The organism is Nitratireductor sp. PBL-C9, assembly GCF_050877045.1.
GTDB classification, from domain to species: Bacteria; Pseudomonadota; Alphaproteobacteria; order Rhizobiales; family Rhizobiaceae; genus Nitratireductor; species Nitratireductor aquimarinus.
Map to the genome: position 1 here is coordinate 154,687 of NZ_JBPAXW010000001.1, position 23,498 is coordinate 178,184.

The following is a 23,498-nucleotide window of genomic DNA, read 5'->3' on the forward strand; positions in this document are numbered from 1 at the left end:
GATGGTTCCCGGGGAAGCGCGGCGCGTCTTTTAACGTGCGCGGATTATCAGCGACGCTGGAGAAGCGGCATGTTCATGGCGTTGGCGTATTTCACGCTCTCGGCCAGGAAGCCGTCATAGCTCTCGCGCACGCGGGCAACGTCTTCGCTCTGCGCCGTCAGCTCTTCGCGCACTTCTTCCCATGCACCCTTGAGGCCTTCGGCCACATCGTCCGGCACATCGCGGAAGATGACGCCATCGGCCTCCAGCGACGCCATGGCGCGCGCATTGTGATAATCGAACTGGGCAAGCGCTTCCTGGCTGGCGGCAAGGGCCGCAGCCTCGCAGATTGCCTGCAGATCGGGCGAAAGCTCGGCCCAGGCATCCTTGTTGAAGACGATGGCGAGCGCTGCACTCGGTTCGTTGTAAGCCGGCAGGTAGCAGTTCTTGGTGATCTTCTGCAGGCCGAAAGCCTGATCGAGGAACGGACCGACCCACTCGGCCGCATCGAGCGCACCGGACTGAAGCGCCTGGAAGATTTCCGGCGGGGGCATCAGAACCGCGTTGACGCCAAGCTTGCGATACATCTCGCCGCCGAGGCCGGCAATGCGCATGTTGAGGCCCTTGAGGTCGTCCAGCGAATTGATCTCGGACTTGAACCAGCCGGCGCTCTGCGTGTTGGAATTGCCGGAATAGAGCGGCTTCAGATTGCGCTGGGCGTAGATGTCGTCCCAGATCTCCTGACCGCCGCCATAGCGCAGCCATGCGTAATGCTCGGCAGCCGTCATGCCGAACGGCACGGCGGTGAACCAGTGCAGGGCCGGGTTTTTGCCGGCTGCATAGTAAGGCGGGTTATGGCCGACCGGGGCCTTGCCCTGCTGCACGGCATCCTCGACGCCGAAGGGCGGAACGAGCTCGCCGCCGCCGAAAACCTTGAAGCTCAGCCGGCCATCGGACATGGCGGCGACCTTCTCGGCGAAGTTGGTGACATTGGTGCCAACGCCCGGTGCGTTCTTGGGGAAGCTGGTGGGCAGGTTCCACTCGATCTTGCCCTGCGCAATGGCTGGCGTGGCGAGTGCTGCGGCCGTTGCGCCCGCGCCTGCTGTGAGAAATGTTCTGCGTTTCATGTCGGGGTTTCCTCCTGAACAACGACTATCTGAAGAGCATGTCCGGCAGCCATGTAACCACAGCCGGGAACGTGATGAGAAGCGCCAGAGCGATCAACTGAATGGCCACGAACGGGATTACCGAGCGGTAGATCTCCATGGTCGTGATGCTGCGCGGCGCAACGGAACGATAATAGAATAGCGCGAAGCCAAAGGGCGGCGTCAGGAACGAGGTCTGCAGGTTCATTGCAAGCAGGACCGCAAACCAGACCGGAGAGAAATCCGTGGCCAGAATAGGCGCTCCCAAAAGCGGCACGACAATGTAGATGATCTCCACGGCTTCCAGAATGAAGCCAAGGAAGAACACGACCACCATGACGAGGGCGAGTGCGCCCCATTTGCCGCCCGGAACCTGCTCCAGAAAGCCGGCCACCAGCTCGTCGCCACCGAAACCACGGAACACCAGCGACAGCATGGAAGCGGCGATGACGATGCCGAACACCATGCCGGAGATGCGCAGCGTATCGATGACGGCGGGCACGAGAACATCGGTTCTGAAAAGCCGCCAGCCGGCAAAGAGAACGCCGAAGCCGATCAACGCGCTGGCCAGAAGGCCGAGCAGGCCGGCCGGCGCGCCAAGGGTCGCTGGCGGCAGAAGACCGGTCGCGCGCAACACGACGAGCACGCCGCCGGCGATAACCGCGGCGATGATGAGCAGACGCCCCGCCGGCCCGATTTCACCGCGCGTGAAGGCGGCAAGAAGGATCGTGCCAATCGCCCCCAGCCCGGCTGCCTCCGTGGTGGTGGCGACACCGCCGAGAATGGAGCCCAGAACGGCAACGATCAGAAGCAGCGGCGGCAGGAAGGTGCCGAGAATGCGGTTCAGCGGAACCGGCTTGCGCTCATCCTTTGCAACGGCTTTCTGCGCGCCGCGCAGCGTGAAGAGAATGTAGAGCCCGTAAAGCCCGACAAGCAGCAGGCCTGGCACCAGCGCACCGGCGAAGAGATCACCGACGGACACGGCGTCAGGCGCGAAATTGCCCGCCTTCTGCTGCGCTTCCAGATAGGTGTTGCCGATCTGGTCGCCGAGCAGAACCAGCAGGATCGAGGGCGGGATGATCTGGCCGAGCGTGCCGCTGGCGCAGATGATGCCGCTCGACACGCGCGGCGAAACGCCGGCCTGAAGCATGGCGGGAAGGCTGACAAGCCCGAGCATGACCACGGTTGCGCCGACAATGCCCGTGGAGGCTGCGATCAGCGCGCTGAAAAGCAGAACGGAAAGGGCAAGCCCGCGCGGCGATGCGCCGAGCATGTCGCGCAGGACCTCGAGCATGCGTTCGGCGAGCTGCGAACGCTCCAGCACCACGCCCATCAGAATGAAAAGCGGCACGGCCATCAGAAGCGTGTTGCTCATCACACCCCAGACACGGCTGGGGAAAAAATCTAGGAAGGACAGGTCGAACGCGCCAAAGAAGCTGGCGATGACTGCAACGACGAAGGGCACGCCGGCAATGGCCAGCATGGCGGGAATGCCGCTCAGAATACCGGCGAAGAGCCCGACCAGCATCAGGCACAGAAACAGTTCCGAAAGGGTCATAGGCTTGGCTCGCCGTCGGCAGTGTGGTCGGCGCGCGGCTCAAGCACCATGGCGATGCCCTGCAGAATCATCATGGCAGCGCCCAGGGGCAGCGCCGTCTTCACGATGAAGAGGCCGGGCAGACCGCCGGTTTCCACGGACGCCTCGCGGATTGACCAGGAATAGGCGAGATCCGCCCAGTCGGCCCAGATGATGAGGCCGAACACCGGAACGAGAAACAGAAACACCGCCACTGCATCTGCAATGCGCGCATAGGCGGTTGAAAGGTTCTCGGAAAGCACCTCGACGCGCACATGGCCGCCCCGGCGCAGGCAAACCGGCACGGAGAAGATCAGAAGCACGGCGAAGGCGTAGGAAGCGAAGTCCTGCAGTTCGATGAAACCAATGCCAAAACCATAGCGCATCACGACGATGGCAAGCACGCTTGCCGTCAGGGCCAGGCAGGCAAGCACGCAAAAAGCCGTCGCCAGCCGGTCCAGCCCGGCGCAGAACCTTAAATACAAATGCAAAACCGGCTCCCATCCGAATTCCGGCGCGAAGCTAGCGCATGCGCCATGGAAAGGAAATGTCTATTCGCCCATGGTTGGGTACGCGATCACAGGGGATCGGCGAGGCCGCATGCGAGCGCGCACCAGGAGCGAGAAGGCTTTCGGGCCTTTTACAGGCGCCCACAACGAAAACACTCGCCGGAGAGGACCGGCGAGCGGATCGCATTCATGGACTTGAACGACTGTGCGCTTAGCTCTTGATCGTTGCGGCGAGGCGCGCGGAGGCCTTGTTCAGCGCTGCGAACTTTTCATCGTCAGAGCCGTCCTTATAGGCTGCATCGAGCGTGTTCACGATTTCGGAGAACAGCTCAAGCTCCTCGTCGGCAGCCGTCATGGTGAGCGGCTGGTCGTCATAGGCCTCGACGAAGCGCTGGGCGGCATAGGCGATCAGCAGGAGGGCGGCCGCATTTTCCGGCTCGCTGGTGATCCGCTGATGAGCCTTGACCGCGCAGCCTTCATAGGCACGAACGCTTCCGCCCTGCTCGTTCAGATCCTTCAAAAACGTATCAAACATGATCCAAGTCCTTTGGCATTTACTGCGGCAGTTCTGAAATGCCGCCGTGGTTCGCCGACCATACGGTCGGCGCATTCAGGAAGCTCTCGACCTCAGCGATCGTTTCCGGCGAAAAACGGTTTTCTTCCTTGCAGACGGCGAGCACATCCCACCACGTGGCGAGATGATGCAACCGCATGCCGGCGGCTTCAAGCCGCTTCGGCGTGTCAGGGAAGATGTCGTAGTAGAAAACGGCGAATGTGTCGGTGACCCGGGCGCCGGTGCGCGCGACCGCTTCTGCAAACTTGATCTTGCTGCCGCCGTCGGTGGTCAGATCCTCGACCAGAAGAACACGCGCGCCTTCGCTCAATGCGCCCTCGATCTGCGCATCGCGGCCAAAGCCTTTCGGCTTCTTGCGCACATACTGCATGGGAAGGCCCATCCGCTCGGAGAGCCACGCGGCAAAGGGAATGCCGGCCGTCTCGCCGCCCGCAATCGCGTCGAACTGCTCGAAGCCGACATTGCGGAAGATGATCGAGGCCGCGAAATCCATGATTGCGGCGCGAACGCGCGGATAGGAAATCAGCTTGCGGCAGTCGATATAGACCGGACTTGCAAGACCAGACGTGAACGTGAACGGCTGTTCGGCGCGAAAATGCACCGCCTCGATCTCCAGAAGCATGCGGGCGACCATCTGCGAAATGGCGGACTGGTCCGGGAAGGTGTTGGAGAACATGTCGTGGTCCTGTTCGTTGATCGGGCCTTTTCGCTAACAGCTATCTCCTGCCTGAGCCAGCCCGGCAATGCAGGGATTCGTTTCCATAAGAAACCACACAGTCACTCCGCCCCCGCAAGGAAAGCAAAGAGAATATCCACGCCGGCAAGGAAATCCTCGATCTCCATCGCTTCCTGGGGATTGTGGGAACCATTGCGGTTGCGCACGAACACCATGGCGGAAGGAACGCCGGCGGCGGCGAACACGGCAGCGTCGTGCCCGCCGCCGCTCGGCATGACGAAAGGCTCCTGTCCGACCTGGCGCATGGCCTCTTCAAGGCCTGCGACGAGCCCCTTGTCGCACAGCGCCGGTTCGACACGAAGCTCTTCGCCCAGCTCGAAGCGGACCCGCCGGTCGCGCTCGATCTCGCGCATTTCGCTCGTCAGAAGCTTGCGCATCTCATCCAGCGTTTCGGGCTTCTGGCTGCGCATGTCGAGGCTGAAGGACACGCTGTCGGGAATGCGCGACATGGCGTGTTTTTCGGGATCGGTCGCCACGATGCCGCTCGTCAGCACCAGATCGTCGCCCTTGTTGAGGATCGTCGTCCAGCTCTCGTCGAGCCGCACCAGAAGATCCGCCATGGCGAGAACGGGATCGCGCCGATAGGCCTTGGGCACTGCGCCGGAATGACCGGCCTCACCGTAGCAGGTGATGGAGCGGTAGCGGATATTGCCACGAATGCCGGAAACGGCGGCTGCGGGGATATTCTTGCCAATCAGCAGCGGCCCCTGCTCGATGTGGAGTTCGAGATAGGCCTCGATGCGGCTGACATCCATCAGCGGCTTGCCCGCGCGAATGTCTTCGACCGGCAGGCCGATATCGGCCATATGCGCTTCCAGCGTACGGCCGTCGCCCTTGTGCCGGGCTTCGATTTCAGGCGTTGCGAGTGTGCCGGTCAGCGCCTTGGAGCCGATATAGCACGGACCAAACCAGGCGCTTTCCTCGCCGCGCATGGCAAGCACATGCACCGGCTTTGCAAAGCGGCGGCCTTCGCGCCGGGCGCGGATTAGGCAGACGAGACCCGCGACGACGCCGGCCAGCCCGTCGAAATTGCCGCCGAAGGGGACGCTGTCCACATGCGAGCCGACGACGACGAAACGCTCCGCGTCGCGGTCTTCGGGCAGCGAGAACCGGGCATTGCAGCCCGCGTCGTACCAGACCTCAAGCCCCTCGGCGCGCGCCACATTCTCGAGATATTCGAGCGTTCTGGTCTCGATCTCGGAGAAGGCCGGACGGCTGACGCCTTCGACATCGGGCGACATGTGCGCGATGTCGCCGAACAGACGCTCTGCAAGCGCGCGGTCGGTCGCATGGGCGATCGCATGGCCGGGGGCGAAAGAGGCGGGCTGGGCGTTCATGGCGCTGCTTCCATGAAGACAACGGCCTCGTCCTGTTCGCCGTCGATCACGGACCCGACCAGTTCGCGCACGGAGGAAAGTCCCTGCCCTGCGAGCCAGTCTTCCAGCCCGTCGATCAGCGAGATCATGGCCGTGGGATGAATGAAGGTTGCGGTGCCGACCTGCACGGCGGATGCGCCGGCGATCAGGTATTCGATCACGTCTTCAATGGTGGAGATACCGCCACAGCCGATGACCGGGATATTGGTCGCGCGGGCGCACTGATAGGCCATGCGAAGCGCAATGGGTTTCAGGCTCGGGCCGGACAGACCGCCCATGAGATTGCCGAGCTTGGGCCGCCGCGTGTTGATGTCGATGGCCATGGACAGGATGGTGTTGGCCACCACCAGCGCATCGGCGCCGCCCTCTTCCGCAGCGCGCGCCACTTCGGACGTTTCGCCCGTGTTGGGCGTGAGCTTCGCCCAGAGCGGCAGGTCCGTCGCCGCGCGCAGCTTGCGCATCACGTCATGCGTGGAGGACGGACGAATGGCAAAGGCCTTGCCGTCTTCCTCGATGTTCGGGCACGAGATGTTGACCTCGATGGCCGCGACGCCGGGAACGCTGACCTCGGAACACAGGGTGGCGAATTCATCGGCCGTGTTGCCGGAAATCGAGACGACCAGCGGCGTCTCGTAATGGGCGTAAAACGGCACGACCTTTTCAAGAAACGCGCCAACACCCTTGCTCGGAATGCCGATGGAGTTGAGCATCGACCCGTTCACCTCGCAGACGCGCGGCGTCGGATTGCCGTCGCGCCAGCCACGGGTGATTGTCTTGGTCACATGCGCGCCAAGCCGGTCCAGATCGAACACCTCCGCGAGATCTTCGGAGAAGGTGCCGGATGCCGGCATGATCGGGTTCTTGAGCTTGAGCCCGCCGATATCGACCGAAAGATCTACCATGCGATCGCCTCCATCATGTCGAAGACAGGGCCTTCGCGGCACACTCTGAGATGCACCTGCCGGTCGCCGCGATTGAACGGACGCACGCAGCAATGGCACATGCCGATGCCGCAGGCCATTTGCTGCTCAAGCGCGATCTGCCCGGGAATGCCATGACGTTCGCCGATGGTCTGCAAAAGCCGGAGCATGCGGTTTGAGCCACAGGTGTAGAACGCGTCGGCGCGGCCTGCCGCGACCAGCCCCTCGATAACCTGTTCCAGATTGCCCAGATCCGACGTGCCTTCCGCGTCGGTCAGGGTGATGACGTCTGCGCCCAGTGAGGCGAAATAGTCCGTCGACATCAGATAGTCGGGGTGGCGGGCACTACAAATCGCGGTGAGCCTGCGGCCAAGCCGATTGGCCTCCAGCGCAAGCGGAGCAAGCGTTGCAAGCCCCACACCGCGCGCCACCAGAACCAGATTCTGCCAGTCGTCGGCAATGGTGAAGGGTTCGCCAAGCGGCCCGAGGACATTGAGCCTGTCGCCGAGCGCCAGCGTGGCCAGGGCGCGGGTGCCGGCGCCTGTGACCTTGTAGAGGAAATGCAGCTCTCCCTGATCGGGATAGAAGCCGTAAATGCTCATCGGGCGGCGCAGATAAGGCGTCTCGCCGCCCGCCTGCGGGCACAGGAGGTGAAAGAACTGGCCGGCACGGCAGCGCGCAAGAAGATCCTGCGGAGCGGCGAGCACCAGACGGCGATACTCGCCATTGACCGGGTCGTTGCTCTTCACGGAAAGCGGCAACTCGAATGCCTTGATCGACGGGACTGCGTCCATCGGCTCAATCCTTTCTGGAATCCCCGTCATCCGAACACCAGGTTCGGCAGGAAGGTGGAGATATCCGGCACGTATGTGATGATCGCGAGCACGATGAGGTTCGCGATGATGAAGGGCCAGAGGCCGGAGATGATCGTGAGCACCGGTTTCGACAGGGTCGAAGACGCCACGAAAATATCGAGCCCGAAGGGCGGCGTGATCATGCCAATGGAAATGTTCAGCGTGACGATCATGCCGAAATGGACAGGATCGATGCCGAGCGCCATGGCCACCGGATAGAGCGGCGGAACCAGAATCAGAAGCGCCGAGTTCGGGTCGATGAACATGCCCGCGATCAGGAAGCTGATATTGACGATCAGCAGGAACACGATCGGCCCGGCCTGGATCGCTTCCAGAAAGCCCGTGATGGCCGCCGGCACCTGCGCCAGCGTGATGAAGTAGGACAGGAGGCCGCCCATCGCCAACAGGATGAAGATGATCGCGGTGGAGATCGCGGCGCGTTCGGTGATTGCAACCAGTTTGCGCCAGGTGAGCTCACGGAAGATCACGCCTTCAACGAAAATGGCGTAAACGACGCTGACGGCCGCCGCTTCGGTGGGCGTGAAATAACCGCTGTAAATGCCGCCCAGAATGATGATCGGCATGCCGAGCGCCCAGCCGGCGTCCCGGATCGCAATGACGCGTTCTTTCCAGCTCGTGCGCGGACCGCGCTCAACGCCAGAGCGTCGCGCTTCGAGCGCCGCCATGATGGCGAAAGCCAGACCGAGCACCAGACCCACGGCGAGACCGCCGACAAACAGCTTGGCAACGGAGGTGCCCGTCATCCAGCCATAGATGATGAAGGTGATGGACGGCGGAATGAGCAGCGCCGTCTCGGCGCTGGAAACGATCAGGCCGAGCGAGAATTTGTCGCTGAAGCCGGCCTTGCGCATTTCCGGGTAGACCATGCGGGCCATGGCCGCGACCGTGGCCGGTGCGGAACCGGAGACCGAGCCGAACGCCATGGAGCCGCCAATGGTGGTGTAGCCCATGCCGCCGCGCAGATGACCGACCAGCACCTTGACGAGACCTGTCAGGCGGCGGGCGATCTGCCCCTCGCCCATCAGCTCTGCAGCCAGAATGAAGAATGGAATGGCCAGAAGCGTCGTGTGATTGATGCCGCCCAGGATTTTCTGAATAACCACCGGATCAGGGAGGTTGCCGTAGAAGAATTCCTTGATCATGAGCGCCGGCACGCCCAGCACGAGAAACATCTCGAAACCGAGAACCAGCAGCATGACTGCGACGATGATGACGAGTGCGAAAAGGATCATTATTCCTCCGACGCCTGTCCGGCGAAACGATCGATGCGGCCGAAGAAGCTGAGCGCAAAGCGCAGAGCCATGAGCGCAAAACCGATTGTGGGCGCGAGATAAATCCAGAAGACCGGGATGTTCAGTGTCGGGCTCTTTTGGCCCATGCCGTAAACGAAGGCGGTCATCTGGTAGCCGAGCCAGACAAGATAGATGCAGAACACGAAGCCGACCGCGTCGATGATCTTTCTGATCGGCAGGCCAGTGGCCCGTGCGATCCGGTCGCGCCAGGTGTGAACACCGGCGTGACGCCCTTTCTCAAGGGCAAGGCCGACCGTGAGAAAGACGAGGAAAAGGCTCATCAGCCGCACGGCTTCTTCAACCCAGGCGAACTCGGAGGCGAAAGTGCCGCCAACCTGGCGCGCCAGCACATTCATGAAGTAGAGCGCGACCATGACAAGGAAGATGGAGACCGCTGCTATGCGCTCGGCTGTTCTGATGATGGCAAGTGCTTTCAAGGTCTCATTCCTTGGAAAAAGGGAACCGCTGCCGGGCTCACGGGGAGCCCGACATATGAAAGTCAATGCTTTGGTTCGGTGAAAGGCCGGGGCATTGGACCGTCAGGCGAAAACCGTTTTCGCTCGGCCCGATGCCCCGCAACAAGGTGGATCGCCAGTCGCGCCCGAATGGGCGCGGGGCGTATCCGTGCTTACTGCGCCGTGGCGGCCTCATATTCCTTCTCATAGATGGCGATCAGGTTCTCGCCCTCTTCACCGGCGCGCTCCACATAGGCTGCGCGACCGGCCGGATACATCTTGTCGCGGAACGCGGTCTTCTCTTCGGCGCTCATCTCGCGGATGTCGATGCCCGATGCCTTGATCTCTTCAAGGGCTGTGGCAACGGCCGCAGCCTTGTGGGCGATCAGCTCCGGGATGACTTCATTGAACGTGTCGACAATGGTTTTCTGGTGCTCAGCCGGCAGGCTTGCCCACCAGGCCGGATTGAAGAGGATCACGTCTTCCATCGCGCCATGATCGGAAAGAACGAGGTGCTTCTGCACTTCGTAGAACTTCATGCGCTGGATGGTGTCGAGCGGGTTTTCCTCGCCATCGACAACACCGGTCTGAAGGGCGGTGTAAAGCTCGCCGAACGGCAGGGCGATCGCCGATGCGCCAAGCGAATTGAACTGCTCGATCAGGATGTTGGAATCCATGACGCGGAACTTCTGGCCGGCAAAGTCTTCAAGGCTTGCGAGCGGCTTGGAAGAGGTGAAATTCTTCTTGCCGTTCGGCCACAGGCCGATGCAGGTCACGCCGCGCGAATTGAACGATTCGCAAAGCGCCTCGCCAAACGCGCCGCCGCGGATTTCCTGCGCGGTCTCGTCATTGTCGGGGAGCAGGTACGGGATGTCCATGATCGAAACGGCGGGGTTGAAGCCACCGAGGAAAGCTGCCGGCGCGACGGTCGCCTCAAGCGTGCCGAGCTGGACGCCTTCGGTCATTTCGCGCTGCTGGCCGAGCTGGCCCTGCGGGAAGATCTGGAACTCGACCGCGCCATCGGTGCGCTCGTTCACGAGCTTGGCGACCTTGTCGAGGAACACGTGACGCGACTGCTGCGCCGATTCAAGATGACCGATCTTTGCAACGAAATCCGCCGCCCAGACGCCTGTCGCGAATGCCGCGCCAGCCACGCCCATAACGGTCGTTGCAGCCAGTTTACGAATGAGATGTTTCATTGTTCCGCCTCCATTGCTTTTTTGAAAAAGCAGCCTACGAGCCCAACCATAGCCTGTCAACGGAATTCTCAAAAATGAGACGAATGGAACTTTCGTCCAATTAATGAGCTTTCCGTGCTTATTTGAGCATGTCCGTTGACAAGCCGATACAGGGCACCCGATAACGGAAGGAGTTGAAACTTGCGAGAAAAAAGCGTGTCACAGGGCGACTTGATCAGATTCAGCGACATTGGCGCCCGCCTGCGCGCTTACCGCCTCGGCAAAGGGCTTGCTCCCGACGAACTGGCAGAGAAGCTCGGCATCTCGCGCGCCGCTCTCTACCGCGCTGAAAAAGGCGAAATTCGCAAGATCGAGATGCTGACCAGCATCGCCGACGAGCTCGGCGTATCGCTGCCCAGCCTGATGGGCGTCGGCGTGGAATACGTGTCGAGCGCCATTGCCTTCTTTGAGCGCATGCGCCAGCTCGAAGATGACTGCCAGCAGGTGATCGGCCTGTTCAGCCCTGTCTCCTATCTCCTGACGTCTGACGCCTATGACGATGCGTTGCAGGAAGTGCTGCGGGAATCCGTGCCGCCGGAGGTCGATCCGGAAGGCCGTTCCGGAGAGGTGGTGGATGCGCTTATCGACATTCTGCGGGCGCGAAAGAAGGCGTTTCGCCTGCGCCGCCCACTGATCGTCAGCCTGATCGCCTCGGCAGATCTGGAAGGGTTCCTGCTTCACGGTCTGATCGGCCGGCACGACCTGCCGCCGGACGTGGTGAACAAGCGCCGCATGCAGGCGCGCCGCGAGGCCGAGTACATTCTGACCATGCTGCGCGAGCAGCCCATCGGCATACAGATCGGCATCGTGCGCGAGCCGGTTCCGGCGACAAGTTTTCAGATCTTCCGCCAGCAGGACCGCTCGGTGCTGGCGATCAGCCCTTTCCGGCTGGGCGAACAGCCCAACATCCGCGTCGGGGTGGCGCTGATCACCTCCGCCCCGGAAGCCATGACGCTTCACGAGGATATCGCTGAAGGTCTTTGGGCTGATGCCCTGAAGGGCGACGAAGCCGCGAGTTATCTCGAAACCATGATCGAGAAATACGCGATCCCTGTGGACGCCTGAGGCGCGTCCAGCCTCCCCTCCGTGAATAAAGCCGACTGATTTTCAACAGCGCGCCCATGAAGAATTGGCGGGCGGCGACGCCTTGCGTGCGCCCTTCACATGCCTGTCGCCGAACTGCAAGAAATCTGTCAGCGGCGCGACACAGAGCGATGATACCCGGCTGCCAGGCGCCGATCAGGCTTCCTGTCATTTATCTCGCAAACGAGGCAGTCATGCTGAAATTCATCGTCATGAGCGATATCCACCTTTCGCCGGAAGGTGAGGCCACCAATGGCCTGGACACCACGAAGCGTCTTCAGGCCGCTATCGACAGCGCCAACATGAACCATGGCGACGCGGATTTCTGCATTTTCGCTGGCGATCTCGCCGACCGTGGCGAAGTCCCGGCATACGCCATTCTGGACCGCATGATCGACCAGCTGAAAATGCCGGTCGTCCTGACGCTCGGCAATCACGACCATCGCGACCGGTTCAAGGAAATCTTCGGCACGCTGCATGATGATGAGAACGGCCACATCCAGAAGGCCATCGACGTGAAAGGCTATCGCGTCATCGTCATCGATTCCAGCGAGCCGGAAATCGTCAGCGGCGTGCTCTGCGAACAGCGCCTTGCCTGGCTCGCCGCGCGACTGGAAGAAGCGCAGGATCGGCCAGTGATCATTGTCATGCATCACCATGCGAACGATCTTCACATGCCGGTCGACCAGATCAAGCTGCAGCAGTCCGAGGCGTTCCGCGACGTTTTGAAGACGCATCCCGATGTGCGTCAGGTGATCGCCGGCCATGTTCACCGCCCGACCACGGGCCTGTGGCACGGCATCCCGCTGACCACGATTTCGGGCAACCATTACGACGTCAACGCGCACCTGCCGGGTATGCCGGGCGAAGCGCTGCGCCTTGATGGCCCTGCACAGTATGCCGTCGTGCTGGCCGATGAAAACAGCACGCTCGTGCACTTCCACGACTACATTCACCGTCATGCAGAGATGGCCGACGGCCTGTTCCGCCGGCGTCGCAAACATGCGGAAGAGACCGCAGAGCGCGAAAAAGTGGCTGGCTAAGCAAGTCTGCCCACAGCTTTCAAATAACCTTCATGATGCGGTCACCCAGCTGTCAAGGCGCGCCGATAGCCAAGGCGCGACCGGCAACGGAGCCGGCGACCGCTCCTTTCCCATGTGAGAGAAAAAGATGCAGAAGAAACTCATCGCAAGCACGCTCGCGCTTTTGGCTCTGACGACGTCAGCCATGGCCGAGAAGGTGAAATTTGAATACTGGTACGGCCTCACCGGTCAGCTTGGCGAACAGGTTCAGGCGACCTGCGACCGCTTCAACGCTTCCCAGGACAAGTATGAGATCAGCTGCGTCAGCCAGGGCGATTACGCCACGGCGCTGCAGAACACGATCGCCGCTTTCCGCGCCAAGAAGCACCCGACCATCGTGCAGGGCGTCGAGGTCTCCACGCCCGACCTGATGCTCTCCGGTCAGGTTTACCCGGCTTACAAGCTGATGGAAGACAACGGTTTCGAGATCGACTGGGATTCCTATTTCCCGGGCATCGCCAACTATTATGCGGATTCCGACGGTCGCCTCTGGTCCATGCCGTTCAACTCCTCCACGGCGATGATGTACTGGAACGTCGACGCCTACAAATCCATCGGCCGCGACGAAGCACCGAAGACCTGGGAAGAGTATGAGCAGGTTCTGCGTGAACTGAAGGAAGCCGGCAACGCCTGCCCGTCGGGCTACGCACCGTCTTCGTGGGTCGATCTCGAGCAGTTCTCCATGGTTCATGGCGAGCCGATCGCGACGAAGAACAACGGTTATGACGGTCTCGATGCCGAAGTCGTGTTCAACAAGACGCTTCATGCCAAGCACATGAAGGACATCAAGCGCTGGATCGACGAGGGCCTTCTGGTCATCAAGACGCGCGAAACCGGCCTTTCCACCCGTGACGCCTTCGCCGCCGGCGAGTGCGCGCACTTCTTCGGCTCCATCGCCAGCCACCAGGCCGTGACCGAGCAGGTCGACGAGGGCTTTGCATGGGATGTGGCCATGCTGCCGGTCTATGAAGGCACCGAGCGCAAGAACTCCGTCGTGGGCGGTGCATCGCTCTGGACGCTTTCCGGCAAGACCGAAGACCAGTATCGCGGCGCTGCCGAGTACTTCAAGTTCCTCGCCAAGCCGGAATCGGCAGAGTTCTGGAGCACGGTCACGGGCTACATCCCGGTGACGGATGAAGGCTTCGACTACCTGGTCGAAAAAGGCTTCTACAGCGAGCGCCCCTACAAGGGCCGCGACAAGGCGATTGAATCGCTCACCTACACGCCGGTCACCCCGCTGACCCGCGGCATCCGCCTCGGCAACTTCGTCCAGATCCGCGCCGAGTGGACCTCCCAGATGCAGGCTGTCCTGAGCGGTCAGAAGACCCCGCAGGAAGCTCTGGACGACGCCGTCGACCGCTCCAACAAGACGCTGCGCAAGTTCGAGCGCACCTATAACGGCAAGACGCTTCCCTGAAGCCGAACCGTCAACGCCTGCGCCACGGCTGCCTCCCGGCCGTGGCGCATTTCGTTGCCGTGTGACCTTCAGCGACCAACGCAACCCCCGGAACGTCCATGCAAAAGCGCGCTTATTTCAAGGCCAACTGGCTGGCCTATCTCTTCATTGCCCCCCAGTTGCTGATCATCTTTGTGTTCTTCTACTGGCCGGCATCCCAGGCCATGTACTGGGCCTTCACCCTCGAGCAGCCCTTTGGCGGCGGCAACCAGTGGGTCGGGCTCGACAATTTCCGCGCCGTCTTCTCCGACGAAACCTACTGGGCCTCGATCTGGCGCAGCATCGTCTTTGCCGTGCTCTCGACCGGCCTCGCCATGTCCATGGCGCTCGTTCTGGCGCTCTTTGCCGACCGGCAGCTGCGCGGCTATCGCTTCTTCCGCGTCGGCATGATCTGGCCCTACGCCATCGCCGCACCGGCCGCCGCACTCGCGTTCCGCTTTCTGTTCAATCCGCAGTCCGGCGTTTTCGCCTATCTGAACACGCTTTCTCCCGGCCTGTGGAACCCCGCGCTCTCCGGCGTTGACGCCATGACCGCGATCATCATCACGCAGGCCTGGAAGCAGGTCTCCTACTCCTTCATCTTCTTCCTCGCAGGCCTCCAGTCCATTCCGCGCTCGCTGATCGAGGCGGGCTCCATGGACGGTGCGCGCGTGATGCGCCGCATGCTCGACCTGCAGCTCCCGCTGCTCGCGCCGACCATTTTCTTCCTGCTGGTCATCAACATGACGGATTCCTTCACGGACTCCTTCGGCATCGTCGACATTCTCACCGAGGGCGGTCCCGCCCGCGCGACCGAGCTGATGGTCTACAAGATCTATGTCGATGGCTTCCAGGGGCTCGATTATTCGGGCGCGGCCGCGCAGTCGCTGGTTCTGATGGCGCTCGTCATCCTCATGACCTTCTTCCAGTTCCGCTTCATCGAACGCCGCGTGCACTACACGTGAGGAGCCAGACATGATCGAACGCACCCCCCTCCTCAACATTGTCACCCACGCGGTCCTGATCTTCGGCGCGCTTCTGCTCGCCGTGCCGATCTGGCTGTCCTTCGTCGCGGCCACGCTGACGGTCGCCGAGGTGAACTCGCCCAATGTGCATTACCTGCCGGGCGGCGAGTTATGGAACAACCTCACCGCCGCCTGGACCCGCGCCGATTTCGGCGTGAAGTTCATGAACTCGATGATCGTCGCCATCGCGGTGGTGATCGGCAAGGTGGCGATCTCCGCCATCAGCGCCTTCTCCATCGTGTTCTTCAACTATCGCCTGCGCATGGTGTTCTTCTGGGTGATCTTCATCACCCTGATGCTGCCGCTGGAAGTGCGCATCGTGCCCACCTATGCAGTGGCTGCCAACGCGCTCTACCCGTTCCAGGCGATCCTCGACTTCACCGGCATCAGCTGGCTCATCGCGCAGTTTTCGGGCGTCGAACTCTCGCTCGAATGGAACATGCTGAACTCCTACACCGGCCTGATCCTGCCTCTGGTGGCAACGGCCACCGGCACGTTCCTCTACCGTCAGTTCTTCCTGACCATTCCCGATGAGCTGGTGGAAGCGGCCAAAATGGATGGCTCCGGCCCGTTCCGCTTCTTCTTTGAAGTGCTTCTGCCGCTTTCGCGCACCAACATCGCAGCACTCGCAACCATCATGTTCGTCTATGCGTGGAACCAGTATCTCTGGCCACTTCTGATCATTACCGACCGGGCGAACTACTCCACCGTGGTGATGGAACTGCGCCGCCTCATTCCCGGACCCGACGCCATTGCTGACTGGAATGTCGCCATGGCCGGAACGCTGATCGTGATGCTCCCGCCCCTGCTGGTCGTCATCCTGATGCAGCGCTGGTTCGTGCGCGGCCTCATCAGCACCGAAAAATAACCTCTCAGGAGAGATTGAATCATGGCCGATATCGATATTCGCAAGGTCGAGAAATTCTACGGAAAGAACCAGGTCGTGCACGGCGTCGACCTCAACATTCAGGATGGCGAGTTCATCGTCATTCTGGGCCCTTCGGGCTGCGGCAAGTCCACGCTTCTGCGCATGATTGCCGGGCTTGAAGAGATCAGCAATGGCGAGATCTCCATCGAAAACACGGTGGTGAACCAGCTCGAGCCGCGTGAGCGCGGCTGCGCGATGGTGTTCCAGAACTACGCGCTTTATCCGCACATGACCGTGGCTCAGAACATCGGCTACGCGCTGAAGGTCGGCGGCATGCGCAAGGCGGAGCGGATGCAGAAGGTGGAAGCCACGGCAAAGAGCCTCGGCCTCGACCAGCTGCTCGATCGCAAGCCGGCGCAGCTTTCGGGCGGTCAGCGCCAGCGTGTCGCCATGGGCCGGGCCATCGTGCGCGAGCCGAAAGTCTTCCTGTTCGACGAACCGCTTTCCAACCTCGACGCCAAGCTGCGCGTGCAGATGCGTCTTGAAATCCGTCGCCTCCATCGCTCGCTCAAGGCAACTTCGGTCTTCGTGACGCATGATCAGGTGGAAGCCATGTCGCTTGCCGACCGTCTGGTGGTGATGAATGCAGGCCGGATCGAGCAGGTCGGCACGCCCGAAGAGGTCTATCACGCGCCGGCCAGCATCTATGTCGGCGGCTTCATCGGCTCCCCGGCCATGAACTTCCTGCCCTGCGGCGTGTCGGACTGCGGCACCTTCGCCGTGATCGACAACACCAGTTTCCGCCTGCCCGTGGACCCGGAAATCGGCCGGACCATTGCCGGCCAGTCGGTGATTGTCGGCCTGCGGCCGGAAGATCTGAAGATCGCGCCTGAAGCCAACGACCCGAACCTTCTGACCGTTGCATTCGACTTCTCCGAAGAACAGGGCAGCGGCCGGCTGATGCATGGCCGTCTCGCCGGTCGTGATTTCGTGCTGCACTCCGCCGGACGTCATCACCCCGCGCCCGGCGCGCCCTGCTCGCTCGCCATCGGCGCAGAGAGCGTTCACCTGTTCGACCCGACCACCGAGAAGCGCATCACGGTCGCGGGCGCAAAAACCGGCCAGACGGGCACCCTGCCCGCAGCCTTTCAGAAAACCAGCGACGTCACCGTTTCCGGAGCCATTCAATGAAACTCGTCAGCTACAACATCCAGTATTCCAAGGGTAAGGACGAGCAGTTCAACCTTGACCGCATTGTCTCGGAAATCGAGGGTGCGGACCTGATCGCCCTGCAGGAAGTGGAAACCTACTTCCCGCGCACCGGGCTTGTGCATCAGGCGCAGGAAATCGGCGCGCGCCTGCCGGGTTATCACTGGGTCTATGGACCGGGCATCGACATCGACGCCTCCATCGTCGGCGACGACGGCACGGTTACCCAACGTCGTCGTCAGGTCGGCAACATGGTGCTCTCGCGCTGGCCGATCCTGTCGTCCATGAACCATCTTCTGCCCAAGATGGCGCTGACGAACCAGTATCACCAGCAGCGTGCGCTGATCGAAACGGTGGTCGACACGGATATGGGGCCGCTGCGCTTCTGCTCCGTGCATTTCGATCACATTGGCCCGCAGACGCGGCTGCCGCAGGTGCATCAGGCGATGGACCTGCTCCTGAACGCCGCACATCGCGGCTCTGCCTGGGGCGGAAAGATCGCCGGCGACTGGTACGAAATCCCGCCGCCGCCCGCGCCCGAGCGCACCATTGTGATGGGTGATTTCAACTTCACCTCCGACAGCGAGGAATACGCCCTCCTGATCGGCGACCGCGTCGAGAGGCACGGACGTCTCGTGCAGGATGGCGGTTTCACCGATGCATGGGTGGCAGCCGGCAATGACGAGGACGAAGGCGTGAGCTTCATCGGCTCGGGCGAGCGCATCGACCATTGCGTGGTGAGCAGCAGCATGTCCGGCAGCGTCAAGCGTGCCTGGATCGACATGGTTGCGCAGGGCTCTGACCACCAGCCGCTATGGGTCGAGATCGACCAATAAAGCATTTTGCAGTCAGGTGGCATCACCTGACGCCCGCAAAAATGCGTGAAAACACATAGATAGAGCGTTTTGGCGGGTGCCGGCTCAGGCCGGCATCCGCGGAACGCTCGCAAGCAGCTTCTGCGTATAGGGGTGCGCGGGGTTCGCCAGAATGTCGGCGGTCTTGCCGCTTTCGACGACACGCCCCTTCTGCAGAATGACAATCTCTTCGCAAAGGGCGGCGACAACCGCCAAATCATGCGAAACGAGCAGGATCGTCATGTCTGCCGACAGCGCTTTCAGAAGGTCGACGATGCGGGCGCGTGTCGACAGGTCGAGTGCGCTCACCGCCTCGTCGGCCAGAATGAGCTGCGGACGCGCCACGATTGCACGCGCAATGGCGATGCGCTGACGCTGACCACCGGAAAATTCATGCGGATAGCGGTCGATGGCGTCTGCTGGCAGGCCGACATCGTGGATCGCCTTTTCAATCGCCTCCTGATGAGACCCCGGAATGCGCAGCGCCCGCAACGGTTCGGCGATGATCGACTGCACCTTCTGGCGCGGGTCGAGCGAGGAATAGGGATCCTGAAAGACAGCCTGAACCGCCTTGCGATAATCGCGCATAAAGGCGCGGTTGCCGGGGTTGAGTTCGGCGTCGCCGAACTGAATGCGCCCGCTTGTGGGACGCGCGAGCCCAAGGAGCAGTTTCAGGATGGTGGACTTGCCGGAGCCGGATTCGCCCACCAACCCCACATTCACGCCGGAGCGAATGCTGAACGAAACATCGTGCAGAACCTGCTGTTTGCGCGAATAGCCAAAGGCAACATTGTCGAGTGAAATCAGGCTCATCGTGACGGTCCCAGCGCCTTGTCGAACGCGGTGGCCGCATCGACCAGAGAACGCGTATAATCGTGTTTAGGCGCATCGAACACGGCATGAACCTGCCCCTGCTCGATCACCTCGCCACGGCGCAGCACGATGACGTTTTCCGTCACCCGCGCCACCACCGGCAGATCGTGGCTGATGAAGAGAAGCGCCATGCCGTCCTCGCGCACCAGACCGGACAGGAGATCGAGTATCTCCACCTGCGTGGTGACGTCGAGCGCCGTGGTTGGTTCGTCCGCGATCAGCAGTTTCGGGCGACAGGCGAGCGCCATGGCAATGGCCACGCGCTGCCGCTGACCACCCGAAATCTCGTAAGGGTATGATTTCACGATCCGGTCGATGTCGGGAAGCGACACGCGCTCAAGCAGCGAACGCACCTCGCGCGCAACGGCTGCGCGGTCGACCGTTTCGCCTGCGCGGCGATGCCGGCGGATGACCGGTTCGGCAACCTGCCGGCCCACCTTCATCAGCGGATTGAGCGCGGTGAGCGGTTCCTGAAACACGGTTGCCGCCGCCGCGCCACGCAGGGCGATCATCGCGCTTTCGGAGGCTCCCACCACCTCGTGACCATCGAGTTTGATGGAGCCCTGAACCCGGAACCCACGCGGCAGGAGGCCGATGGTGGCGAGTGCGGTGAGCGACTTGCCGGAGCCGGATTCACCGATCAGGCCAAGCCGTTCGCCGGGCGCGATGGAGAAGGAGACGTTGGAAACCAGCGTCTGACCGCCGGTGCTGAGCGTCAGGCCGCGAATGTCGAGAAGGCTCATTGCCGGCCCCTCCGGGTCGGGTCGCCCGCTTCACGCAGACCATCAGCCAGAAGGTTCATGCCGATCACCAGCGTGACCAGCGCGATGCCCGGCGCAATGGCGCCGAAGGGCGCGGTGTAGACTGTGCCCTGCGCCTCCTGAAGGAGACGGCCCCACGAGGCGTTGGGCGGCGGTGCGCCAAGGCCGAGATAGGACAGCGAAGCCTCTGCGATGACGGCGAGGCCGAACTGGAGCGCAAAGTTCACTGCCAGCATCGGCCAGATGTTGGGCAGGAGATGGCGCAAGACGATGCTTGGCCACGACGCTCCTGCCGTGCGCGCCGCGGTAATGTAATCCATCGACAGGATGCGTTTGGCGAGAATGCGGGTCAGCCGCGCGACAATGGCTGAGATGGCGATGCCCAGCGCCAGCGTGGCGGAGAACAGGCTCGCGCTTTCGGTTGCCGCCACCACAAGCATGGCCAGAAGCAGTGTCGGGAAGGCGATCAGAATGTCGAAGGCGGCTGCCAGAATGTCATCCAGATAACGTGTGGCGAAGGCCGACAGAACGCCAAGCGTGACGCCGATTGTCGCCGCAATGGCCACCGCGCCGAAGCCGACGATCAGCGCGATGCGCGAGCCGATCATGATCTGCGTGAAGAGATCGCGGCCAAGCCTGTCCGTGCCCGCCCAGTGCGCCCAGGATGGCGCTTCCAGCCGTCCGCCGGTCATGCCCGTGGGATCGTAGGGCGTCCACACCAGCGTGAGGAGCGCCACGGTCACATGCATGCCGACGAGGAAAAGTCCGATGTTGAGGGTGAGCGACCGACGCGAAAGGCGCGGTCGGGCTGCTGCGGTTTCCACCTGCCCGCTCATGACCGCGCTCCCCGGCTCTCACGCAGTCTCGGATCGACCAGCCGCTGCCCGAGATCGGCAAGGAAGCCGATCAGCAGAACGAGCAGGGTCGAGATGAAGAGAACGCCCTGAATGTTCGGATAATCGCGCTGCTCGATGGCAAGCAGCAGCATGGAGCCGAGACCCGGCAGGTTGAACACCCGCTCGACCACCACCGCGCCCAGAAGGGCGGTTGCAAGCTCGATGCCGAGGATCGACATGACCGGTACCGCGCCATTGCGAATGCCGTGGCGCACCAGCGCTTCGGAAAAACCGGAGCCGAGCGCGCGCGCCGTGCGCAGATAGTCACTGCCCAGCACATCCTGCGTGGCGGAGCGCACATAGCGAAGAAGCGAGGCGGACATCACGATTGCGATGGTAAGGATCGGCAGAAACAGGGTGCGCAGCGCCTCGACCGGCGTATCCCAGCCACGCGGCGGAAAGCCGCCGGAGGGGAACAAGCGCAGATTGACGGCAAACAGCGTGACCAGAAGAATGCCCACCCAGAAAACGGGAATGGCGATGCCGAGCTGCGAGACGACCGAGATGGCGGCGCCATACCAGCGGTCGGCCTTGACCGCCGAGAGGATGCCGAGCGGCACGGCGATCACAAGCGCCAGCAGGAACGACAGCACGGTCAGCGGCAGCGTGACGGCAAGCCGGTCCATGATTTCGGGCAGCACCGGCGTGCGGCTGACGAAGGACGTGCCGAGGTCGAAACGCACCAGGCTGGTGATGAATTGAAGGAATTGCTGGGCAAGCGGCAGATCGGAGCCGACCTGCCGCCGCGCGGCTGCAATCTGCGCCTCGTCGGCGCCCACGGAGATCAGCGAATTCGCCGGATCACCGGGCAGAAGCCTGAGCAGTATGAAAAGAACCACACAGGCCGCCAGAAGCGAGAAGAACAGAATGGCAAGCCGCCGGGCGATATAAACGAGGATCGGAGCCTCCCTCAGAGCAATTCCAGAAAAATCAGAACCGGTTTTTCCGTTCGGAACTGCAAAAGTCAAACGCCTTAACCGGCTCATCGTGACTTTCGCACGATGAACCGGCTTCGTAGCGGCTTGCCTTGGCGGCTATCGAGCCTGCTTGGCGATGTCGTATGCGAAGAACTGCGAGTTCAGGCCATTGACCGGATACCCGCTGACCGACGCGGTCGATACCACAATCTGCGGGTAAAGATAGAGCCATCCGCTGGCTGCATCCTCGGCGATGATGCGGTTTGCTTCCGTGAGCTTTTCATCGCGCTCCGCCTCGGAGCCGCTCGCTTCTGCCGATGCGATCAGTTCCACCACCTGCGGGTTGTCGTAACCCCAGTAGAAGTTCGGATTGCCGTAGAACACGATGTCGCGGTGGTTCACGTGTTCCTGCAGCGTCGCCTGGAAATCATGCGCCTGGTAGATCTTCGTGTACCACTCATTGGCGGTGATGATGTTGATGTTCACCTTGATGCCGACCTTGGCCAGCTCATTCTGCAGGAACTGGGCGACGATCGGGTGCGGGTCGTAGTTCGGCGTATCAAGCGTGAAGGTGAAGCCATCCGCATAGCCGGCTTCGGCCAGCAGCGCCTTTGCGCTTTCCGGATCGTAGGCGTCGACATCGTTCAGGTCGACATACCACGGGTCCGTCGGCGGTACGAAGGAGCCGATCAGCGTGCCGTATTCGCCCCAGATGGAGTTCAGCAGGCGCTTGCGGTCGATGGCGCGGGCCACGGCCTTGCGCACCTTCACATTGTCGAAGGGCGCGACGCGGTCGTTATAGGCGAGCACTTCCTTGGTGGTGGACTGACCATCCGTCACGACGAAGGACGGATTGTCCTGGAACTGCATCAGCGAATCCGGGCTCTGCACGCTCGTGATGATGTCCACCGCGCCGGTCAGAAGCGCATTGTTGAGGGCGGTCGCCTCCTTGAAATAGGAGAAGGTCACGCCGCCATTCTTCGGCTTCTCGCCCCAGTAATTCTCGTAGGGCGACAGCGTGATGCTGGAACCGCGCCGCCAGTTGTCGAGCTTGTAGGGGCCGGTGCCGTCCTCGCCCGAGGTCAGGTCCTTGGCCGCATCGTTGACGATCCAGACATAGCTCAGATTGTAGGGCAGCGAGATGGAGCGCTCCTTGAGGGTGACGACAACGGTGTTGTCATCCTTCGCCTCAATGCTCTCAATGTTTGCCAGCGTGCGCTTGCGCGAGCTCTGCGAGCCCTCCGCCGTGACGCGCTCGATGCTGGATTTCACATCGGCTGCGGTCAGCGGATCGCCTGAATGGAACGTCACATCCGGCTGCAGCGTGAACGTGTAGGTGAGACCGTCCTCGCTCATCTCGAAACCGGAAGCGAGCTTTGCGACCACATCGCCGTCATCGGTGAGCTGGAACAGGCCCTCATAGACATTGCCGTTGAAGGCTTCGTTGATGCCCTGCCCGGCGCCCGCCGTGTTGTCGAGGTTCTGCGGCTCATAGAGCGAGCCGACGCGAATGACGGCGGACGGGTCCGCATTGTCCTGCGCCATGGCCCCGGTCGCGCCCCAAAGGGCAAAAGCCACCGTGATTGTCAGGCTGCGGAAGCCCAGACCCGTCTCTTTCAGCGATGCTGTCATCTTGCTTGTCCTTTGCACTTTCTAACCCGCGACGCCTGCTCCATCAAAGGTCGCCTCAAGGGCCGCCCTTTGAGGATGGCATCGGAGTTTCCAGGCTAATCTAACCGGCAAATACAAAGACCGCGAGACAATTGAATCCCGCGGGGAGCAAATTGTTCGCATCGGACCGGCAAAATCACCGGTCCGAT

At 61.9% G+C, this 23,498-nt stretch carries 23 protein-coding genes; 7 read left to right on the plus strand and 16 right to left on the minus strand.

Annotated elements, in window-relative coordinates; translation table 11 throughout:
- Positions 1–47: 47 nt before the first annotated feature.
- The 11 genes from ACRTG1_RS00760 to ACRTG1_RS00810 form a co-directional block, all read right to left on the minus strand.
- Complete coding sequence (locus ACRTG1_RS00760) at positions 48–1,106, minus strand: TRAP transporter substrate-binding protein (protein WP_113156946.1); 1,059 nt, start codon at positions 1,104–1,106, stop codon at positions 48–50.
- Positions 1,107–1,131: 25 nt separating this feature from the next.
- Complete coding sequence (locus tag ACRTG1_RS00765) at positions 1,132–2,682, minus strand: TRAP transporter large permease (protein WP_113156945.1); 1,551 nt, start codon at positions 2,680–2,682, stop codon at positions 1,132–1,134.
- Positions 2,679–3,191 carry a TRAP transporter small permease subunit gene (locus ACRTG1_RS00770; protein WP_432515544.1) on the minus strand — a complete coding sequence of 171 codons (513 nt, stop codon included), beginning with the start codon at positions 3,189–3,191 and terminating at the stop codon, positions 2,679–2,681. Before ACRTG1_RS00770 ends, ACRTG1_RS00765 begins: the two co-directional genes overlap by 4 nt.
- Positions 3,192–3,420: 229 nt before the next feature.
- A complete protein-coding gene (locus ACRTG1_RS00775; RefSeq protein WP_113156944.1) occupies positions 3,421–3,744 on the minus strand; it encodes a hypothetical protein in 324 nt (107 codons plus the stop codon).
- 19 nt (positions 3,745–3,763) lie between these two features.
- Entirely contained in the window at positions 3,764–4,459 is a 696-nt protein-coding gene (locus ACRTG1_RS00780; protein ID WP_113156943.1) for an orotate phosphoribosyltransferase, read from the minus strand.
- Positions 4,460–4,560: 101 nt separating this feature from the next.
- Positions 4,561–5,856: a Zn-dependent hydrolase gene (locus tag ACRTG1_RS00785; protein WP_432515545.1), complete on the minus strand. Its 1,296-nt coding sequence runs from the start codon at positions 5,854–5,856 to the stop codon at positions 4,561–4,563.
- Positions 5,853–6,797 (minus strand): dihydroorotate dehydrogenase, encoded by a 945-nt coding sequence (locus ACRTG1_RS00790; RefSeq protein WP_113156941.1) that lies wholly within the window; start codon positions 6,795–6,797, stop codon positions 5,853–5,855. The genes ACRTG1_RS00785 and ACRTG1_RS00790 overlap by 4 nt, the downstream gene beginning before the upstream one ends.
- Positions 6,791–7,609, minus strand: a complete 819-nt coding sequence (locus ACRTG1_RS00795) for a dihydroorotate dehydrogenase electron transfer subunit (RefSeq protein ID WP_432515546.1) — start codon at positions 7,607–7,609, stop codon at positions 6,791–6,793. The genes ACRTG1_RS00790 and ACRTG1_RS00795 overlap by 7 nt, the downstream gene beginning before the upstream one ends.
- A 26-nt stretch (positions 7,610–7,635) precedes the next feature.
- The gene (locus tag ACRTG1_RS00800; RefSeq protein WP_113156939.1) at positions 7,636–8,922 is read right to left on the minus strand and encodes a TRAP transporter large permease; all 1,287 of its coding nucleotides are present in this window, start codon (positions 8,920–8,922) and stop codon (positions 7,636–7,638) included.
- On the minus strand, positions 8,922–9,419 hold the full coding sequence (locus ACRTG1_RS00805; protein ID WP_113156938.1) for a TRAP transporter small permease: 498 nt from the start codon (positions 9,417–9,419) through the stop codon (positions 8,922–8,924). The genes ACRTG1_RS00800 and ACRTG1_RS00805 overlap by 1 nt, the downstream gene beginning before the upstream one ends.
- 191 nt (positions 9,420–9,610) lie before the next feature.
- Positions 9,611–10,636 carry a TRAP transporter substrate-binding protein gene (locus tag ACRTG1_RS00810; RefSeq protein ID WP_432515547.1) on the minus strand — a complete coding sequence of 342 codons (1,026 nt, stop codon included), beginning with the start codon at positions 10,634–10,636 and terminating at the stop codon, positions 9,611–9,613.
- A gap of 210 nt (positions 10,637–10,846) precedes the next feature.
- On the opposite strand from ACRTG1_RS00810, the gene ACRTG1_RS00815 reads away from it, so the two are divergent.
- The 7 genes from ACRTG1_RS00815 (at position 10,847) to ACRTG1_RS00845 (ending at position 18,213) form a co-directional block, all read left to right on the plus strand.
- A complete protein-coding gene (locus tag ACRTG1_RS00815) occupies positions 10,847–11,740 on the plus strand; it encodes a helix-turn-helix domain-containing protein (protein WP_222474168.1) in 894 nt (297 codons plus the stop codon).
- A 212-nt stretch (positions 11,741–11,952) separates the two neighbouring features.
- On the plus strand, positions 11,953–12,801 hold the full coding sequence (locus ACRTG1_RS00820; protein ID WP_432515548.1) for a phosphodiesterase: 849 nt from the start codon (positions 11,953–11,955) through the stop codon (positions 12,799–12,801).
- 127 nt (positions 12,802–12,928) lie between these two features.
- Entirely contained in the window at positions 12,929–14,257 is a 1,329-nt protein-coding gene (locus ACRTG1_RS00825) for an extracellular solute-binding protein (protein ID WP_113156934.1), read from the plus strand.
- Positions 14,258–14,355: 98 nt separating this feature from the next.
- Entirely contained in the window at positions 14,356–15,240 is an 885-nt protein-coding gene (locus tag ACRTG1_RS00830) for an ABC transporter permease subunit (RefSeq protein WP_113156933.1), read from the plus strand.
- A gap of 10 nt (positions 15,241–15,250) precedes the next feature.
- Positions 15,251–16,168, plus strand: a complete 918-nt coding sequence (locus tag ACRTG1_RS00835; protein ID WP_113156932.1) for an ABC transporter permease subunit — start codon at positions 15,251–15,253, stop codon at positions 16,166–16,168.
- 21 nt (positions 16,169–16,189) lie between these two features.
- Positions 16,190–17,359, plus strand: coding sequence for a sn-glycerol-3-phosphate ABC transporter ATP-binding protein UgpC (ugpC, locus tag ACRTG1_RS00840; protein ID WP_432515549.1), 1,170 nt, complete (start codon positions 16,190–16,192; stop codon positions 17,357–17,359).
- The gene (locus ACRTG1_RS00845; RefSeq protein WP_432515550.1) at positions 17,356–18,213 is read left to right on the plus strand and encodes an endonuclease/exonuclease/phosphatase family protein; all 858 of its coding nucleotides are present in this window, start codon (positions 17,356–17,358) and stop codon (positions 18,211–18,213) included. Before ugpC ends, ACRTG1_RS00845 begins: the two co-directional genes overlap by 4 nt.
- Before the next feature lie 84 nt (positions 18,214–18,297).
- On the opposite strand, the gene ACRTG1_RS00850 is transcribed toward ACRTG1_RS00845, so the two are convergent.
- From ACRTG1_RS00850 to ACRTG1_RS00870, 5 genes are all read right to left on the minus strand, one after another.
- On the minus strand, positions 18,298–19,044 hold the full coding sequence (locus tag ACRTG1_RS00850; RefSeq protein ID WP_432515551.1) for an ABC transporter ATP-binding protein: 747 nt from the start codon (positions 19,042–19,044) through the stop codon (positions 18,298–18,300).
- The gene (locus ACRTG1_RS00855; protein ID WP_206544840.1) at positions 19,041–19,847 is read right to left on the minus strand and encodes an ATP-binding cassette domain-containing protein; all 807 of its coding nucleotides are present in this window, start codon (positions 19,845–19,847) and stop codon (positions 19,041–19,043) included. The genes ACRTG1_RS00850 and ACRTG1_RS00855 overlap by 4 nt, the downstream gene beginning before the upstream one ends.
- Complete coding sequence (locus ACRTG1_RS00860) at positions 19,844–20,701, minus strand: ABC transporter permease (protein WP_432515552.1); 858 nt, start codon at positions 20,699–20,701, stop codon at positions 19,844–19,846. The genes ACRTG1_RS00855 and ACRTG1_RS00860 overlap by 4 nt, the downstream gene beginning before the upstream one ends.
- Positions 20,698–21,648 (minus strand): ABC transporter permease, encoded by a 951-nt coding sequence (locus ACRTG1_RS00865; protein WP_224873332.1) that lies wholly within the window; start codon positions 21,646–21,648, stop codon positions 20,698–20,700. Before ACRTG1_RS00865 ends, ACRTG1_RS00860 begins: the two co-directional genes overlap by 4 nt.
- Positions 21,649–21,795: 147 nt before the next feature.
- Positions 21,796–23,310 carry an ABC transporter substrate-binding protein gene (locus ACRTG1_RS00870; RefSeq protein ID WP_432515553.1) on the minus strand — a complete coding sequence of 505 codons (1,515 nt, stop codon included), beginning with the start codon at positions 23,308–23,310 and terminating at the stop codon, positions 21,796–21,798.
- Between the last annotated feature and the right edge of the window lie 188 nt (positions 23,311–23,498).